At 64.0% G+C, this 15,586-nt stretch carries 26 protein-coding genes; all 26 read left to right on the top strand.

Features of this window, described 5'->3' with window-relative positions; genetic code table 11:
• Positions 1-115 precede the first annotated feature (115 nt).
• The 26 genes from B4393_RS22635 (at position 116) to B4393_RS22515 (ending at position 15,583) form a co-directional block, all read left to right on the top strand.
• On the top strand, positions 116-1,093 hold the full coding sequence (locus B4393_RS22635) for a DUF5131 family protein (RefSeq protein WP_078336068.1): 978 nt from the start codon (positions 116-118) through the stop codon (positions 1,091-1,093).
• Positions 1,090-1,257 (top strand): hypothetical protein, encoded by a 168-nt coding sequence (locus tag B4393_RS27695; protein WP_157901323.1) that lies wholly within the window; start codon positions 1,090-1,092, stop codon positions 1,255-1,257. The genes B4393_RS22635 and B4393_RS27695 overlap by 4 nt, the downstream gene beginning before the upstream one ends.
• Complete coding sequence (locus B4393_RS22630; protein WP_078336067.1) at positions 1,254-1,649, top strand: hypothetical protein; 396 nt, start codon at positions 1,254-1,256, stop codon at positions 1,647-1,649. Before B4393_RS27695 ends, B4393_RS22630 begins: the two co-directional genes overlap by 4 nt.
• Positions 1,646-1,876, top strand: a complete 231-nt coding sequence (locus tag B4393_RS22625) for a hypothetical protein (RefSeq protein ID WP_078336123.1) — start codon at positions 1,646-1,648, stop codon at positions 1,874-1,876. Before B4393_RS22630 ends, B4393_RS22625 begins: the two co-directional genes overlap by 4 nt.
• Positions 1,876-2,721 (top strand): hypothetical protein, encoded by an 846-nt coding sequence (locus tag B4393_RS22620; protein ID WP_204985574.1) that lies wholly within the window; start codon positions 1,876-1,878, stop codon positions 2,719-2,721. Before B4393_RS22625 ends, B4393_RS22620 begins: the two co-directional genes overlap by 1 nt.
• Positions 2,718-3,065 (top strand): hypothetical protein, encoded by a 348-nt coding sequence (locus tag B4393_RS22615; protein ID WP_078336066.1) that lies wholly within the window; start codon positions 2,718-2,720, stop codon positions 3,063-3,065. Before B4393_RS22620 ends, B4393_RS22615 begins: the two co-directional genes overlap by 4 nt.
• A gap of 31 nt (positions 3,066-3,096) precedes the next feature.
• Positions 3,097-3,471: a DUF7352 domain-containing protein gene (locus B4393_RS22610; RefSeq protein WP_062912544.1), complete on the top strand. Its 375-nt coding sequence runs from the start codon at positions 3,097-3,099 to the stop codon at positions 3,469-3,471.
• A gap of 316 nt (positions 3,472-3,787) precedes the next feature.
• Positions 3,788-4,447, top strand: a complete 660-nt coding sequence (locus B4393_RS22600; RefSeq protein WP_078336064.1) for a hypothetical protein — start codon at positions 3,788-3,790, stop codon at positions 4,445-4,447.
• A complete protein-coding gene (locus tag B4393_RS22595; RefSeq protein ID WP_078336063.1) occupies positions 4,444-4,965 on the top strand; it encodes a hypothetical protein in 522 nt (173 codons plus the stop codon). The genes B4393_RS22600 and B4393_RS22595 overlap by 4 nt, the downstream gene beginning before the upstream one ends.
• Positions 4,962-5,789: an ATP-grasp domain-containing protein gene (locus B4393_RS22590; protein WP_109558633.1), complete on the top strand. Its 828-nt coding sequence runs from the start codon at positions 4,962-4,964 to the stop codon at positions 5,787-5,789. The genes B4393_RS22595 and B4393_RS22590 overlap by 4 nt, the downstream gene beginning before the upstream one ends.
• Positions 5,790-5,842: 53 nt before the next feature.
• A complete protein-coding gene (locus tag B4393_RS22585; protein WP_078336062.1) occupies positions 5,843-6,061 on the top strand; it encodes a hypothetical protein in 219 nt (72 codons plus the stop codon).
• Entirely contained in the window at positions 6,061-6,474 is a 414-nt protein-coding gene (locus B4393_RS22580) for a hypothetical protein (RefSeq protein ID WP_078336061.1), read from the top strand. The genes B4393_RS22585 and B4393_RS22580 overlap by 1 nt, the downstream gene beginning before the upstream one ends.
• 149 nt (positions 6,475-6,623) lie before the next feature.
• Complete coding sequence (locus B4393_RS22575; protein ID WP_078336060.1) at positions 6,624-6,926, top strand: hypothetical protein; 303 nt, start codon at positions 6,624-6,626, stop codon at positions 6,924-6,926.
• A 590-nt stretch (positions 6,927-7,516) separates the two neighbouring features.
• Entirely contained in the window at positions 7,517-7,822 is a 306-nt protein-coding gene (locus B4393_RS22570; RefSeq protein ID WP_078336059.1) for an HNH endonuclease, read from the top strand.
• Positions 7,822-8,202 carry a hypothetical protein gene (locus B4393_RS22565; RefSeq protein ID WP_062912535.1) on the top strand — a complete coding sequence of 127 codons (381 nt, stop codon included), beginning with the start codon at positions 7,822-7,824 and terminating at the stop codon, positions 8,200-8,202. The genes B4393_RS22570 and B4393_RS22565 overlap by 1 nt, the downstream gene beginning before the upstream one ends.
• A gap of 78 nt (positions 8,203-8,280) precedes the next feature.
• Positions 8,281-8,526 (top strand): hypothetical protein, encoded by a 246-nt coding sequence (locus tag B4393_RS22560; RefSeq protein WP_078336058.1) that lies wholly within the window; start codon positions 8,281-8,283, stop codon positions 8,524-8,526.
• Complete coding sequence (locus tag B4393_RS22555; RefSeq protein WP_204985573.1) at positions 8,513-8,863, top strand: hypothetical protein; 351 nt, start codon at positions 8,513-8,515, stop codon at positions 8,861-8,863. The genes B4393_RS22560 and B4393_RS22555 overlap by 14 nt, the downstream gene beginning before the upstream one ends.
• Positions 8,832-10,283, top strand: a complete 1,452-nt coding sequence (locus B4393_RS22550) for a terminase large subunit domain-containing protein (protein ID WP_078336057.1) — start codon at positions 8,832-8,834, stop codon at positions 10,281-10,283. Before B4393_RS22555 ends, B4393_RS22550 begins: the two co-directional genes overlap by 32 nt.
• Positions 10,280-11,728, top strand: coding sequence for a phage portal protein (locus tag B4393_RS22545; RefSeq protein ID WP_078336056.1), 1,449 nt, complete (start codon positions 10,280-10,282; stop codon positions 11,726-11,728). The genes B4393_RS22550 and B4393_RS22545 overlap by 4 nt, the downstream gene beginning before the upstream one ends.
• Positions 11,729-12,604 (top strand): VG15 protein, encoded by an 876-nt coding sequence (locus tag B4393_RS22540; RefSeq protein WP_078336055.1) that lies wholly within the window; start codon positions 11,729-11,731, stop codon positions 12,602-12,604.
• Between the two features lie 53 nt (positions 12,605-12,657).
• Complete coding sequence (locus B4393_RS22535; RefSeq protein WP_078336054.1) at positions 12,658-13,263, top strand: hypothetical protein; 606 nt, start codon at positions 12,658-12,660, stop codon at positions 13,261-13,263.
• A gap of 48 nt (positions 13,264-13,311) precedes the next feature.
• Positions 13,312-13,686 carry a potassium transporter gene (locus B4393_RS22530; RefSeq protein ID WP_078336053.1) on the top strand — a complete coding sequence of 125 codons (375 nt, stop codon included), beginning with the start codon at positions 13,312-13,314 and terminating at the stop codon, positions 13,684-13,686.
• A gap of 2 nt (positions 13,687-13,688) precedes the next feature.
• Positions 13,689-14,708: a major capsid protein gene (locus B4393_RS22525; protein WP_199345596.1), complete on the top strand. Its 1,020-nt coding sequence runs from the start codon at positions 13,689-13,691 to the stop codon at positions 14,706-14,708.
• On the top strand, positions 14,708-14,902 hold the full coding sequence (locus B4393_RS27690) for a hypothetical protein (protein WP_083070037.1): 195 nt from the start codon (positions 14,708-14,710) through the stop codon (positions 14,900-14,902). Before B4393_RS22525 ends, B4393_RS27690 begins: the two co-directional genes overlap by 1 nt.
• On the top strand, positions 14,847-15,233 hold the full coding sequence (locus tag B4393_RS27885) for a hypothetical protein (RefSeq protein WP_057970214.1): 387 nt from the start codon (positions 14,847-14,849) through the stop codon (positions 15,231-15,233). Before B4393_RS27690 ends, B4393_RS27885 begins: the two co-directional genes overlap by 56 nt.
• Positions 15,227-15,583: a hypothetical protein gene (locus B4393_RS22515; RefSeq protein WP_078336052.1), complete on the top strand. Its 357-nt coding sequence runs from the start codon at positions 15,227-15,229 to the stop codon at positions 15,581-15,583. Before B4393_RS27885 ends, B4393_RS22515 begins: the two co-directional genes overlap by 7 nt.
• Positions 15,584-15,586: the final 3 nt, after the last annotated feature.

The raw sequence follows: 15,586 nt of genomic DNA, 5'->3' as shown, positions 1-15,586 counted from the left end.
AGGGCCCCTTGGCTCCCCGCTGCCATGTCGTCCGCTGGCCCACGTATGAGCGAGGCAGTGGCCTGTGCGACTGCCCCGGATTTGAAGCCGACCCGAAAGTGAACGGAGACAACTGATGGGTGATAAGACCGGCATCGAATGGACCGATGCGACATGGAATCCGGTAACGGGTTGCGACAAGGTGTCTCCCGGCTGTGACCGCTGCTACGCCGAGACGTTCGCCGAGCGCTGGCGCGGCACGCCGGGCCACTACTTCGAAAACGGGTTCGATGTGCAGCTGCGCCCCGACAAGCTCAACCTGCCGCTGCGCTGGACCAAGCCGCGCAAGGTATTCGTGAACTCGATGTCAGATCTGTTCCACGACAAGGTGCCTGACGAGTACATCGCCCGCGTGTTCTCTGTCATGGCGTGCGCCGAGCGGCACACATTTCAACTCCTGACCAAGCGGCATGGGCGCATGCGGTCGCTGCTGAACTCAGAAGCATTCCGCGAGTTGGTATTCAAGTGCCAAGCGCTGGAGTTACCGGGCGATGTGATGGGCGACTACTGGCCGCTGCCCAACGTCTGGTTAGGCGTGAGCGCCGAGGATCAGAAGCGCGCCGACCTCCGTATCCCGGCACTGCTGGACACCCCGGCCGCGGTGAGATTCGTAAGCGCCGAGCCACTACTTGGGCCGATCAACCTGCATACCGATTCGATCGAGGCGGCCTCGCCTTTCTGGGGCAGTCGGCTCGACTGGGTGATCGTCGGCGGTGAATCTGGGCCTGGCGCAAGGCCGATGCATCCCAACTGGGCGCGCTCGCTGCGCGATCAGTGCGTGGAGGCCAGTGTGCCGTTCCTGTTCAAACAGCGTGGCGAGTGGACCTGGAACGAGCCCGGAGGGTTCCGGCTCCCGTCTAAGCCGTTGACGGATCGCGTGGCGGTAATGCATCCGGCCGGTATGACAGCGCTCTCGAAGGACAACCCGTTTGATCCCTTCGGGCTCGGACATCCGAACTGGGCCACCCGTATTGAGCGGGTCGGCAAGAAGCGCGCCGGCCGCGAGTTGGACGGGCGTGTGTGGGACCAGTACCCCGAGGCGGTGCAGTCGTGATCATCCATGTCGTTGTTCCACTGCACCGGCACTCAATCTCGCCGGAGAAGATCGCCGCGCACATGTCCGAAATGATCGACCCGGATAACGATTACGTCCGTTTGGTCACGGTAACGGACACCGACGGCGACATGGAGTCCTGGGCGCCGGGGGACGAGTCGTGACCGACGAACGACTCGACAACAGGGTGACGGTCTCCATCCAGGAACTCGCCACGGTCATCGCCAGCATCCGAAACCTGATCACCGAGGAATGGTGCGCGAAGTACGTCAAGCCACAGTCCCACCTACTCGACTACGGAGCCGCACGGGAGCTGTCGGTGATGGTCCTGCGAACGATCAACTCCAAACGCCTCGGATACGGCGAGGGCACCGTCGCGGTCAATGAGGACGGTCGGCTGGCTCGCCGCTACTACTCGGAGGCCGAGAAGCGGCTGACGTGGCTGCTGCTCGATCCTCCGACGGATCGGCCGGTCGAGATCGACAGCGGTCCCGAGCTTCCCGGCGATGGCTGGAAAGTCATCGAAGACCGCCCATGGGAGGTGGTGCCATCGTGACCCTGCATTTCCATCTGCACGTCAACGGGATCTCCATCCACGAGGGCATGGAGATCAAGCGCACGACCGTCGGCCGCCCACTACCTGACGACGTGAACACCTATGTGGCCCAAGCGAAGTGCGACGGCACATGGCACACGATCTCAGTCGAGCACCGATACGGGGACGGCCCATGGGAGTTGGTGCGCAAGGCACTCAATGCGATCCACCAACAGGAGGGCAGCTGATGCCGTGGTTCTTCATTGATGACGGCTTCTCCAATTCCAAGCCCGTGATGCAGCTCGACGCCCGACTGCGCAACGAGGCGGTCGGTCTGTGGGTGCGATGCGGGGCATGGTCGGCCAAGGAAGAGACCGACGGACACGTGCCGCTGGACGTTGTCCGCGGCTTCGGTGGAACCCCCAGACTCATACGCGCTCTGCATGATCAGGCCGAACTTTGGGTGGAATCTTCACCAGAATCTTGGCGGAATTCTCGCGAAGTTTTGTTCGGAAACTGGGAAAAATGGCAGAAAACTAGGGCCGAAAATCAGGCACGGCGCAAACGTGAGGCCGAGAAGAAGCAGACCTGGAGGTCTGGAAAAAAGGGGCGCGATTACGTTCCTGCCAGCGATGACTCGGAAATGTCCACCGGGGACACGGTGGTGGACATGGAACCCAATGGCAAAAACGTGTCCACCGGGGAGTCCACCGGGGTGTCCCGCTACCCCGACCCGACCCGACCCGACCCGACCCTTATTCCATTGGTAACTAAAGAGGGGAGGGGTACGTCAGTAGACGCGAACGACCCCCGCCCCCATTGCCCCGACCACGAAGAGAACCACGACGGGCCGTGCCGGCCCTGTCGGCGCCGCCGGGAGTGGGACGAGGCGCATGCCGACGTCGCTGCCGCCGACGAGCTGGAGCGCAAGCGCGCCGCGAAAGCCGCCACGGCGCAGGCCCTCCGAGACTGCCCGCTGTGCGACAGCGAGGGCTGGACCCTCGGATCGGACGGCACGCCCGTCGAACCAGGGGTCAAATGCCGGGCCCACATAGCCCCAGAACCGCCGAACACCGGAAGGGCGACGCGATGACCGCAGAACACCAATCCGGAGGCTCCACAGCCGTCCTAGAGCGTCCCGAGGTCGATATCGCGAAGATCGTCGGCGGTATGGGCGCGAAGGCATGCCAGTGCCTGTTCGTTGTATGCCCGTGTCACAAGAATCGATGCGATCAGGAAGCGAAGTGGGCGGCCCGCATCCATGGCTGGGTCAGACCAGGCGACGCAGATCACTACAAGGTCTACGACCTGTGTGATGACTGCAAGAAGCACGTCGAGGAATCGGCGCAGCGGCTTGTCGGAATCGAGGGTGCGTGCAGCTGTGGCATGACCGGTAAGTCGGTCTCGGACTACATCGGTCCGGTGATGCCGCTATGACCGCAGAACACGAATTCAGGAGGGAAATCGAATGAGGATCATCCGGCACGATCTCGACATCACCGACTACCAAACGGTGACGTTGCCTCACGACGGCGACCTACAGTCGGTGGCCGTCTCGCGTACCGACCGCAACACCCGCATCGATCTCTGGTCATTGGACTTCGAGTACGGCCAGGGTTGGTCCAAGGGCATTTACATTGTGGGGACGGGTAATCCGATGCCCGAGCAGCTGCGCGACTCGGCCAATACCCAATACCGCCGCAGCGAGCACCGCTACAGCCCGGGATTCACTAACGATGTCTTCATTATGGACGAAGACCCGAAGCCGTGGCGGAAGTTCATCGGAACTGTCGTTACTCCATGCGGTTTGGTGTGGCACGTATTCGAGGGGCCGGTCCAGTGACCGCGACACCGCTGCTATGGCATGAGCACGACGAGAAGCGCTGGACGGCGCGGGTGGCCGGAATACCTTGCGACACATACTCAGTTAAGGCGCATCTCTACGCCAGAGGCGAGTGGGCATGTCAGTGGCGCGAGACGCCCATCTCGGTCTGGATAGACCTCGGTCATGGCGGCACGCGACAGGAGGCCATGGTCGTAGCCCACACCCATCACGCAGCCCGGATGCGCCGTCTCGCGTGGGAGCGCTACATGAAGGAAAACGACCCGCCCATCGCCCCTGAATCGCCCCGAGTAGGCAGGACATCGCAACCGTGACCATGGACTTCTTCCTCGCGCGCGACCTCCAGCGCAAGCTGACCGAACAACTCGGGTCCATCCCCGATCTCGTCGAGGATCTCTCGATCACCATCACCCGACAGTCCCGCGTGCAGCGGCCAGGACTGGGCAAGCCTCGCCGGCAGAAGCCAGAGTCGCAGGTGCCCTTTCACATCGGCGCATCCGGCGCGGCCGCAGAGCTGCACAACAGTCTGGCCGGCTGGGTCCGGTTGGTGTGCGAGCAGCGGGCGATCATCTACGAGGGCCACAGTGACATCGTCACTCTGGCGCGATGGCTACGCCGGAACATGGTGGCCGTGGCGCTCACTGAGGGCTCCGAGGAGGCCTGCGACGACATCTGCGACCACATCGCGCAGTGCCGCCGGATGATCGACCTACCCCCGGAGGACGACATCGTGATCGACCGCGCTCGGGTGCGCGACGCGAACCGCCAGGTCCTCACCGCGGGCCAGGTGGAGAAGATCGCCGCCCGGCTGGGCTCGATCGCAGAGGGGCTGAACAAACGCCGGGTGGAGACCCTGGTGCGCAACAAGATGCTGTCTCCGTGCTCCGTGGACGGCGAAGTCCAGTTTTACCGGCTCGGTGATGTCCTCGACGCTCATCACCGATATGCCAAGCGCAACAGGAAGATTCCGTCATGACCAACCCGGAGCAGGCAGTCATCGACGCAATTGACGCGCTCGTGGACGATCAGCTCGACGGTTATAGAGACCGCAGCGGCTATGACCACAACGTCAACCAGGTTCGGTGCTCGCTGTGTCAGCGCGAATGGCACGGTCTGCGCGAGGGCTACTGCCCAGGCGCTTTTGCCACTGGCCCGCAGCGCATCCGGTATCGACGACTGCGTGAGCGCATGTGGGGCGAGTGGGGCCGGCCCGTCGCATTCGCCGCCAGTGGCCGACTGTCGTCGATATGGGCCGAGCGGAACCATTGCGATGCGCCGCGACGGGCCCTTCGGGCCATCCGGTCAGTGTGTGAATCCCTCGCTAGCCTTACCCACATCCCAAACCCCTTGCTACCGCCGTTTTCGACAGAATTGCAACCTCCAGATCCGGCGGCACCGTGGCTCGTTTTCATTCCGCCTAGGTCGCACGACTGCATGGTGGTGCCTGTGTGGGATGGCTCCATAGCCAATGCCGCCGAGGAGGCGCGGCCATGACCGAGTTTCGGATAATCACGCACCGCAATTGGCTGGCCGATGTGTTCAAGGCGTTTGGCGCGGTGCAGGACTTCGGATTTGATATCGATCCCGTGTCAGCGCTCGACACCTACTGGTGGGCGCCCGGAGCGTGGGTGGCAAGCGCGCACAAGGCGGGCGTGACCTTGCCGCTGCTCTCATGTGGCCCGTACTGGCTCGATCGGCTACCGGCGCGCTACCTCGGTCGGCCTGTGCGAACCATGCCCCTCTCTGAGCTGTCGAACGGTGTGGACTTGGCGTTCGTGAAGCTGCCTGAGGCGAAGGTGGATTCTTGCCCGGCACGGGTGTACGACTCGGGCCGACTGGTGGATACCTGGCGGCAATTCGGTTTCCCTGACGACACTCTCGTGCAGCTGCAGGGTGTGGTGGACTTCGTCACGGAGGCGCGATTCTTCATCGCTTACGGCGAGATCCTCGCCAGTAGCCTCTACCGACACCGCGACTGGGTCTGGGGTGCCCCGGAGCCTCCGGTAGATCCGCTGTACGAGAACAAGATGCGCAAGATGGAGCGATTCGCGCGGACAGTCCTGGATGACCCCGAGGTGACCTACCCGCCGGGGTTCGTGCTGGACATCGGCATCACCAGCGACGGAAATCCGAAGGTCATCGAGGCTAACGCCGCCTGGTCGTCAGGGCCGTACGACTGTGAGCCCGCCGGCGTGGTGGCCGCGATCAAGGCCAGCCACGATCATGAGGGCCAGCACTCGGAATGGCTGTGGCGCAACCACACAAACCCGATCTGGGCGCATGCGGGTGCGTTGAAAACCATAGCTCGATCTGCATAGAAATATGTCTATCCGACTTGACTAGAAAGTGTCTATCGGGTTAGACTATATTCATGATCGCACCGGCGCCCACCCGAGTAATCGTCAAGCAGCTCAAGCGAGCTGGCTTCACAATGCGGGACGGCAAGGGCGGTCACACCGTCTGGACCTGCTCGCACGGGCGCTACACGGTGTCGGTGGACACCGGCCATCGTGAGATCAGCGCCGGGGTGCACCGACAGGTCGATGAGGCAATCGACCTGTGCGAGAAGAACTGCAAGGAGGAGAAGTGATGGCCACCTACGACGTGAAGGTCACCCGCGACGGCAAGTGGTGGATGATCCACGTTCCCGCACTCAGGGGATTCAAGGACGCCTCCGGTGCTGAGAACTTGAGCGACGTCACCCAGGCCCGCCGCCTGTCCGACGTCCCCACCCAGGCCCGCGACTTCATCTGCACGGTCACCGACGTCGCGCCCTCGGAGGTGGAGCTGAGCATCTCCATCTCGGTCGACGAGCTCGACGTCTCGGCCCGCGCTGAGAAGGTCCGCACCGACCGCGAGCTGGGGGAGAGGTACGCCGCAGCTTCCCGCGATGAAGCCCAGGCGCTCGCCCGCGACCTCGCTGCCCGTGGTGTCGCCGTGCGCGATGTCGGCGATGTCCTCGGCCTGTCGTTTCAGCGCGCGCAGCAGCTGATCTCCACGTAAACGCTGGTGAGACACGCCGTCGGTAGTTGACCTTAGGTGCGACTCCGCTGGTAGGCTGATGCCGTTAGGCCTACTTGACACTTGGACCCTCGTCGCACAGCTCGGCGGGGGTCTTTTCGTGTCGGTGGCCCGGACATAGAATCGAACTCATGTTCGAAAATTGGTCCGATCCGCCCGGGGTGAAGATCCTGCACCAGATGGACCGGCCCGTCCTGATCTTCACCAACCAGGTCTGGCTATCAGTCGGAAACCCCGTGGGACTCGCACCGCCGGACGCCCGCAAGCACGGACTGAAAATCGCCTCGCTGCAGCCCGGTCATCAGGTGGCCTGGGTCCGCCTCACCACCGGCGAGTGGCTCGGGGTCATCCACACCGACGTCGCCTCGGCCGACGGGCACTCAACGCTGTCCATGCAGCTGTGGCTGCAGAAGCACCAATTCCGACCCGCCTGATGGGCCGAGGTCTATCGCGACAAGGCTCACATTGAGGCATGTGAACGGACCATTCGAAACGTGGTCCTTTTATTGCGGGCTTGAAGGATGCTCACCAGGCCGTATACGCTATATATGCACCAAACAGCAGTAGGCGGCCCGCTGCAACGGACCGCCTACCGACTGGCTTCTTAGAGCCAGTGCTGGACATGGAGCTCGAGTAGGAGCCTCGCCATCTGAACCAGGCAATTCAGCATTGCCCAGATCGGCGGGGCTTCCTTTTTCCGCCTACCCATATCTCACCTCCTCTCGTTCCCTAGCCGGGTCAATTACGCGCCGGTTGGCTTGTGGGGCTAGACGTTCGAGGGGAGGTACGGGAAGTAAGTCTAGCCCTAGGGTCCGACATATCCTTAAGCCTTCTACCTGCGGAAATGCTCGCGTGAAACATCGTGAAACATCGCGGGTACTCATTCCAGTCCGCTCCGTGTGTCGTTGCCAAACAACTGCCTGGCCATGTCAGCTCTCTGTCTCTCGGTGAACATGCGGAGAGATTTTCACGCGATCGGCGTCGTCAACGACTGAGCTGTACGACACGCCGAGGGGAGGGCGTGATGATCCAGCGCAACACCACTACCCGCGACAAGCACCGCCGTATCATCGCCAAGGGGTTGGAGCCCAGCCCCTTGGGTCCCGAGCCGCCTTGTCACTGGTGCGGTGAGCCCATCGACTACGAGGCCCACTACCTCGATCCTCTGAGCTTCACCATCGACCACGTCATCCCATTGGCCAAGGGCGGAAGCGACACGCTCGACAACATCGTCCCGGCACACCGGGTTCACAACCGCGAGAAGTCGGACAAGCTGGTCTACCAGCCTGGCGTCACGTTCGTGACCGAGAGGAACTGGTGGTCCAAGTGATGACCGAGAGCATCGAGATACGCGTCGAGGATGACGACTTCACCTCGGAGTACGGACGCCCCGACATTCCCATGTTTCGAGACAACCCCGACGGCACGGTCGATCTCTACGACATCCCGAATGCCACGACGATCCCGGTCAAGTACGCCGCGCAGGTAGAGGCAGAGGGCGGGATGGACTGGCGCGGTGTTCGCCTGAACATCACGCGAGACAACGACGGCATGCAGCTCAATACGACTGCGGCCAACGGGGTATTCCGATGGGAGCTGCAGCCCGCTCATTTCGCCGATGACTGCGAGGGCAAGGAACTTCTCATCGGGCGGCTGATCGACAGCGACACGGACAACCAGACGGGTGAGAGCGAGACCCTGGGGGGATGACCCTCCCACCCCCTACCCGGTCGCCCCTCCTGGCATAGGCGCATACCCCCCATTCGTTTTTTCCAAAAGGAGGCCGCGGTGCGCATTTTCAGCGGCAACCACGCCGACCGGCCATTCAAGGTCCACCAGGCGGCGAATGACTGGCTCAGCGTTGACTTTCAGGACGAATGGGGCGGTCACGAGATCATCGGCGTTCGCCAGATCGAGTGCACCGAGCAGGAATGGGAAGACCTGGTCTCGACGGCCGGTCCCCACAGCGGCATGCTGTCGACCGCATGGCGGTGGGAGGCCGGCAGGTTGGTGCTTTCTCGTGACGCCTCGTAAGACCGCGGCGCCACGCAAGTCGACGGCGAAGCTGCGCGCCGTGCCCGATACCGGGGAGGCGCCCGGGCAGCCGGCGGAGAATTCCGAGACCAAGCGGCCCAAGACGATCTTGGAGTCTGCCGAGAACGGCTCGCGTATCGACGAGCTCAAGGCCATGCGCCGTCGGCTCGCCAAGGCCATGGATGACCCGAACACTCCCGCCCGGGATCTAGCTGCGCTGTCGCGGCGCCAGCTCGAAATCGGCAGGGAGATCGAGGCTATCGAGGTCGCCGAGGACGAAGATAAGTCGGTGATCGCGAACACTGATGACGAAACCTGGGACGGCACCGGCTACTGACAATCGGCCGCTATCCGAGGTCGCTCGGCACGTCATCGCGCCGAGTGGGATCGCCTCGACGAGTTGGCCGAAGGTACGCGACACCTGCAGGCGGCTCGGCTGGGGATTTGACGGCTGGCAGGATGGCGCCGGCCGACTGATTCTGGCGCGGCAGGCGGACGGCACCTACGCCTCGGACACCATCGTCCTGTCGATTCCGCGACAGGTGGGCAAGACCTACCTAATCGCGTGCATCATCTTCGCCCTGTGCCTGATCAACCCTGGGCTCAAGGTGATCTGGACGGCGCACCGCAAGTCCACTTCGGCCGAGACGTTCCGGCAGTTCGACGGCATGTCTCAGCGGCCCAAGGTTGCCCCGCATGTCCGGCAGGTGTTGCGCGGCAAGGGCGATGAGTCGATCTGGTTCCACAACGGGTCATCGATCGAGTTCGGTGCCCGTGAATCCGGGTTCGGACGTGGTCGCACTGACGTCGATGTGATCGTTTTCGACGAGGGCCAGATCTTGCCCGAGTCGACGCTCGAGGACATGGGCGCCACGCAGAACGTGGCGAAGGATCCCCTGACGTTCGTCATGGGCACGCCGCCGCGCCCGAAGGATGACGGGGAGTTCTTCTCCCTGCTCCGTCAGGAAGCGCTGGACGGTGAGTCCGAGGGCACGCTCTACATCGAGATGAGCGCGGACCGCGGGTGCGATCCGATGGACCGTGTGCAGTGGCGCAAGGCCAATGGCTCATTCCCGCACCGCACCAGCGAGCGCGCGATGCTGCGCTTGCGCAAGAAGCTCAAGTCAGATGACTCCTGGAACCGTGAGGCGCTGGGCATCTGGGACGAGATCAACCGCCATAAGCCCATCGTCACGTCAAGTCAGTGGCGAGAGTTGGTTGACGTCGGACCCGCCGGGAGCTTGGCGCCCAACGGCATCGGCGTCGACATGTCGCACGGCGGTGACATCTCGGTCAACGGCTGTTGGATGGAAGGCGAATCCGCTCACGTCGAGGAAGTGTGGGCAGGCCGCGATGTCGCCGCGGCGATCGACTGGGTAGCCACCGCAGCGGGTAGGCGCATCGAGATCGTGATCGATGACCTGTCGCCAGCCGCGCAGATGATTCCCGAGCTCAAGGCCCGGGGGTGCAAGGTGCGGCGGGGGACCGCGAGGGATATGGGCAAGGGCTGCATGTTGTTCGAGACCCGCGCGAACTCCAACACGCTCACGCACGGCGGGCAAAAGACGCTCACGGACGCAGTCAAGAACGGGCGAAAGCGATCGATCGGCGAGGCCGGGGGCTGGGGCTGGGACCGCAAGGACTCCACCTCGGTAATCCACCAGGCAGTCGCTGCCAGCCTCGCGCTATTCGCCGCCTCCGAGAAGCACAACCCCAAGCGGGGGAAACGACAGCCTAGGAAGGCGGTGACCGGATGACGTTGGCAACACCAGACTCTCCCGTCGTCGCCATCGCACTGCCGACCCTGAAACTGGGTGAGTCTGAGCGCGACGCCGCGCGGGCACTGCGCGCCCAGCTGAACCGGGTGAACGTCAAGAACCGTCAGAAGTCCGCTCTGTATGAGGCCAAGCACGCCGCGGAGGATCTGGGAATCGCCGCCCCGGAGGGCCTCTCCGACTTCGTGCGCGCCGTAGCGGGATGGCCTGGCACCACCGTGGACGTCCTGGAGGAACGCCTCGACTTCCTCGGCTGGACCGGCGCCGACCAGCTGGCACTGCAGGACGTGATGATCGACAACGACCTCGTGGTCGAGTCGGGCCGCGGGCATTTGGACACCCTGATCTGCGGTGCTGGATTCATCGCGGCGGGCAAGGGCGATGAGTCCGCGGGTGAGCCCGAGATACTGGTGACCGTCGAGTCGTCCGAATCATGCACCGTCGAATGGGATTACCGGCTACGCCGTGCCAAGTCTGGCCTCTCGCAGACCCGCGATGAGAACGGCGTGCCGATCATGGAGACGCTGTATCTACCGAACGAGACCATCAACTTCGAGCGTGTGCGCGGTGAGCTTGTCGTCACCCGGCGAGACCCTCACAAGCTGAACCGCGTGCCGCTGGCGCAGCTGGTGAACCGGGAGCGCGCCTCTGACATCCGTGGCCGCTCCGAGATCACCCGTGCGGTTGTCTATTACACCGACGCCGCGATCCGAACCCTGCTCGGTATGGAGATCAACCGCGAGTTCTACACGTCTCCGAAGTGGACGGCACTCAACACCGACCCCGCGGTGTTCGGGATGAGCGAGAAGAATACCCAGCAGGAGAACCGTCGCGCCGGATGGTCGTCCACCGCAGGGCGCATGAATGCGATTCCGCCGCAGGTGGACGACGACGGCAACGTCGTCGAGCCGAAGCTGCACGAGTTCCGGCCCGCGCCTCCCACGCCGTACATCGACCAGATTCGTTGCTACTCGCAGCTTCTCGCTGCCGAGGCGGGCATCCCCGCGCCGTACCTGGGGTTCGTCACCGACAACCCGTCGAGCGCCGACTCGATTCGCCAGCAGGAATACCGGCTCGTGAAGCGCGCCGAGCGCCGGCAGACCTCATTTAGCCTGGCGTGGCGTGAGATCGCCTACCTGGCACTACTGCTACGCGACGGATCTGTGGATCCCGTTGTCTTCCGCGAGGTGAGCCCGAAGTGGCGCGACGCCGCGACACCCACGCGCGCGGCATCCGCCGACGAGGCATCCAAGCTCATCGCCGCCAAGGTGCTGCCGCCGGATTCGACGGTCACCTGGGACCGCATCGGGCTCTCCCAGCAGGAGCAGCGGCAACTGGAGCGCGACAGGCGTACAGCCTCGGTGACCGACCTAACGGCCATCCTCCGCGCCCGCAAACAGCCCCAACAGCCTCCGCAGGGCGAGTAAGTGACGCCGACCGAGGTCCAAGAGATCCTTGCCGAGCTCGGCAAGGCGTTCGACTCGGACCTGTTGGCGGCATGGAACGCAGCCGCCGACCTTCCCTCGGATCAGTTCCGGGCCTTCGTCATAGACGCCTTCCTCGAGTTGGTGTTGCCCTACTCGTCGGCGGCGGCCGAGATTGGGGCGCAGTGGTACGACTCGCTCCCGTCAACATCCAACTATCAAGCCACCGTGGGTGAGTTGCCCCCGGAGGCTCGCCTGGCCGAATCGGCTGTATGGGCGCTGAATGTGGGGGCAGGAGAGAAGGCAATCTCCTTACTATCCGGCGCGGGCCAGCGAGGGCTGATGGACGGCTTGCGAGAAACGGTCTTCGAGAACGTAATCGCAGAACCCGGAGCGCGATGGGCACGCCACGCCTCGGCGAACGCTTGCGGCTTCTGCAGGATGCTCGCCACCCGCGGCGCGGTGTACAGGTCCGAGGAATCAGCGCGGCGCGTCGTCGGGCGCAGCGTCGATCTGGAGGTCACCGACCGGCGCGCGATTGCGCGCGGGCAGATGACCCGCGATGAAGCGTTGGAGCGCCGATCGGTGTATCGATCGCAGCGACAGGCGTCCAAGCGCGGCAAGAGCGTCGGAGATCAACGCGGCGGCCAGCAGCGCGGGACTCAAGCTCTCGGCGACAGATTCCATGACCACTGCCATTGCGTACCCGTGATGGTTCGGCCGGGTCAGTCGTACGAACCTGCCCCGTACACCGAACAGTGGGAGCAGGACTACATACGTGCGGTGCGCGAAGCCCGCAGTGATGGAAAGACATTGGGCAAGTACGGCGCGATCGACGTCAATGAGATCGTGCGCCGTATGGACCTGATGCACGCCTAGACCCCCGGAAGGCGCGAGGCCAACCGGATTACCTCTGCGATGGAGGAACCCCCATGTCCATGTCAACCCTGCCTGTTCATCCGGCGACCGGATTTCAGGCTCTCGGCTTCGGCAAGCGCGGCCCTATCTGGCCAGTAGTCGGTGCGTCGGAAGACCCGCCGAATCCCGAAGACCCCACGCCTGAACCCGATCCCGATCCCGACGAGCCGTTGGGCGACGCCGGTAAGAAGGCACTGAAATCGGAGCGCGACGCCCGTGCCGCATCTGATGCCAAGGTGGAGGATCTGCAGAAGCAGCTCGATACTGCCAACCAGAAACTCGCCGCGGCCAAGAGTGACGGTCAGCCTGAATGGCAGCAGAAGCTCGACGAGCTGCAGGGCAAGCTGGACGCCGAGATCGAGGCGCGCACAACGGCCGAGAAGGACAAGGCCGCTGCCCAGCGCGTGTCGTACGGCATCGACAAGGGCCTGCCGAAGGCTCTGGCGACCAAGCTCGTCGGCACGACCGACGAAGAGCTGGATGCCGAAATCGAGGAGCTGCTACCGCTTCTCGGCACTCCCGGGCCCCAGCCGAATCCGCAGCAAGGCAACCCCTCCAAGGGGAACGGCGGATCGATCGCATCCGGGCGTGCGCAGTACGAGGAATCCAAGAAGAAATAAACCCCGCAGGCGGGCCGCCTGCACAACCACTCTGAAAGGAGTGACACCATGACCCAGCTCGCCCCGCGCACTGAGTCTGTCGGTGCAGGCGACCAGTCCTGGCTCGGTTCGCGACACGGCACCGAAACCCCCAAGTCAGCAACCCTGGACCCGTCCGCATGGACCTCCAAGACCACTGCCGGCGTCATCAAGTCCGGTGAGCCGTTCGCGGTCGCCGGTGGACTCGCAGTGCCTTACGACGCAGCCGGTTCTGCCGCCGCGAAGGTGCTGGCCGGGTTCGTGTTTACCGACCAGTCGGTACGCGCCGATGGCGGGAACCTGACGTTCCCGGGCATCTGGCACGGCCGGATCATCCTGTCCAAGTTGCCGTCTCCGGTCGCCGCTGATGCGACGACCAGCGGCCTGTTCGTTCTGGAGGCGTAATCATGCTGTGGACTGACGCCATCACCCCCGCGGAGCTCACCGGCTTCGCCCGCGCTGCCGTCGAGGACGTGGAGCGCACAAAGGGCACGCTGGCCCGCTGGCTGCCGAACACCTCGGTTCCCGACGTCGTCGTGAAGACCATTGTCGGCGAGGACGGTAACGGCGCTCTGGCGCAGTACCGTTCGTTCGACGCCGAGACCCCCATCGGTTCCGGTGGCAAGGCTGAGGAGAAGCTCTTCGGACTGCTGCCCCTGGGTCTCAAGGAGCGAGTCTCGGAGTACGACCAGATCCGCATGCGGGGTAACACCTCGCTCGCGATCGTTCTGGGCGGTATCCAGAAGGCGGCCAAGCGTGTCGCCAACGCAGTCGTCGACCGCCTCGAAGTCGCTCGCGGGCAGGTGCTCGAAACCGGCTCGCTGGCCATCAACGAGAACAACGTCGTGCAGACGGTGAACTTCGGCCGCCCGGCCGGGAACTCCGTCACTGCGGCAACTCTATGGTCGGCCACCGGCGCCAAGCCCGTCGAGGATCTGATCACCTGGACCGAGGCATACGCCGACGCCAACCAGGGCAGCGCACCGGGTGCGCTGGTCACCTCCAAGCGCGTCTTGGCCGCACTGCAGCGCGCCGAGGGTATCCGGGCGCTGGTCGCTACGACCGCCGGTACCCCCAGCATCGTGTCGGTGGAGGCGGTCAACGCCGTGCTGTCCTCGTACGGCCTGCCGCCGATCGTGCTGTTCGACCGCAAGGTCCGCGGCACGCGTCTCCTGTCGGACAACAAGATCCACCTGTTGCCCGCGCCGGTCGACCCCGAAGGCAGCAACGAGCTCGGCGCAACCTTCTACGGGCAGACCCTGGAGGCATCCGAGCCCGAGTACGGCATCGGCGACGCTGACCAGCCCGGCCTGGTCGTCGGCGCCTGGAAGACCAAGGACCCGATCGGCGTGTGGGTGCATTCCAACGCCATCGCGATGCCGATCATGGTCAACCCGGTCGCCTCGATGGTCGCCACGGTCCTCTGATGAAGATCCGTGACGACCTGGAAGGCGTCGTCTACGTCCACACCGAGGGGGGTGTCGTCGTCCTTTCGGCCGGCGACACCGTCCCGGACGGTGCGAGCGTGGGCGATCACCTGACCTCCGAGGACAAGGAGACCGACGGTGCTGGCAGCCGACGCGGACGTAGAGGCCCGGCTCGGTCGGGATCTGACGACTGACGAGCAGGACCGCGTAGACGATCTTCTCGAAGAAGCGTCAGACCTCGTGATCGGTTTTCTGCGCTGCACCCCAGACCCGGTTCCCGGTGCGGTGGTACGGGTGACAGCTCGTATGGTCGCCCGCGTGTTCGGACTGAAGTACGGCCCCGGTGAAAGTCCCGACCCCACAGTGGAATCGGTCAACGCCGTGATGGGGCCGTTTCAGGTGAACAGGAAGATCGACACGGACCGGACCGATGGGGAGCCTTGGCTCTCCAAGAAGGACCGATTGAAGTTGCGCCCCTACCGGTGCAGCGGTCTAGCCGGAAACGTTCCGACGTCGAAATGGTGAGCTTGGCGCGGTATTTCCCGCTTCCGTTCACGTGCTCGCACGAGCGTTACACCGCTGGTGACGAGAACGCACATGGCAACGCGACACCGGGATGGGCACAACCCGTCTCGGTGCCGTGTGTCTGGTGGACCCCCACGTCGAGCGAGCCCGCCGGACCACCCACCGGTGGCGAGCGGGTCATCGCTGATCTGGTGCTGGTGGTCGATGTGGCTGTCCCGGTTGATCATCGGGACAAGTTCACCGTCGAGGGCCGCAAATTCGAGGTGATCGGTATCCCCGAGGACTACAACCATGGGCCATGGGGGTTCTCGCCGGACCGCCTTGTCATCGCGCTGAAATGGGTGGGTTGATAT

Origin of the sequence: Mycobacteroides franklinii (genome assembly GCF_002013895.1) — a bacterium.
Taxonomy (GTDB): Bacteria; Actinomycetota; Actinomycetes; order Mycobacteriales; family Mycobacteriaceae; genus Mycobacterium; species Mycobacterium franklinii.
The sequence above is the reverse complement of the archived record's forward strand: the minus strand, read 5'-3'. Positions and strand labels throughout refer to the sequence as shown.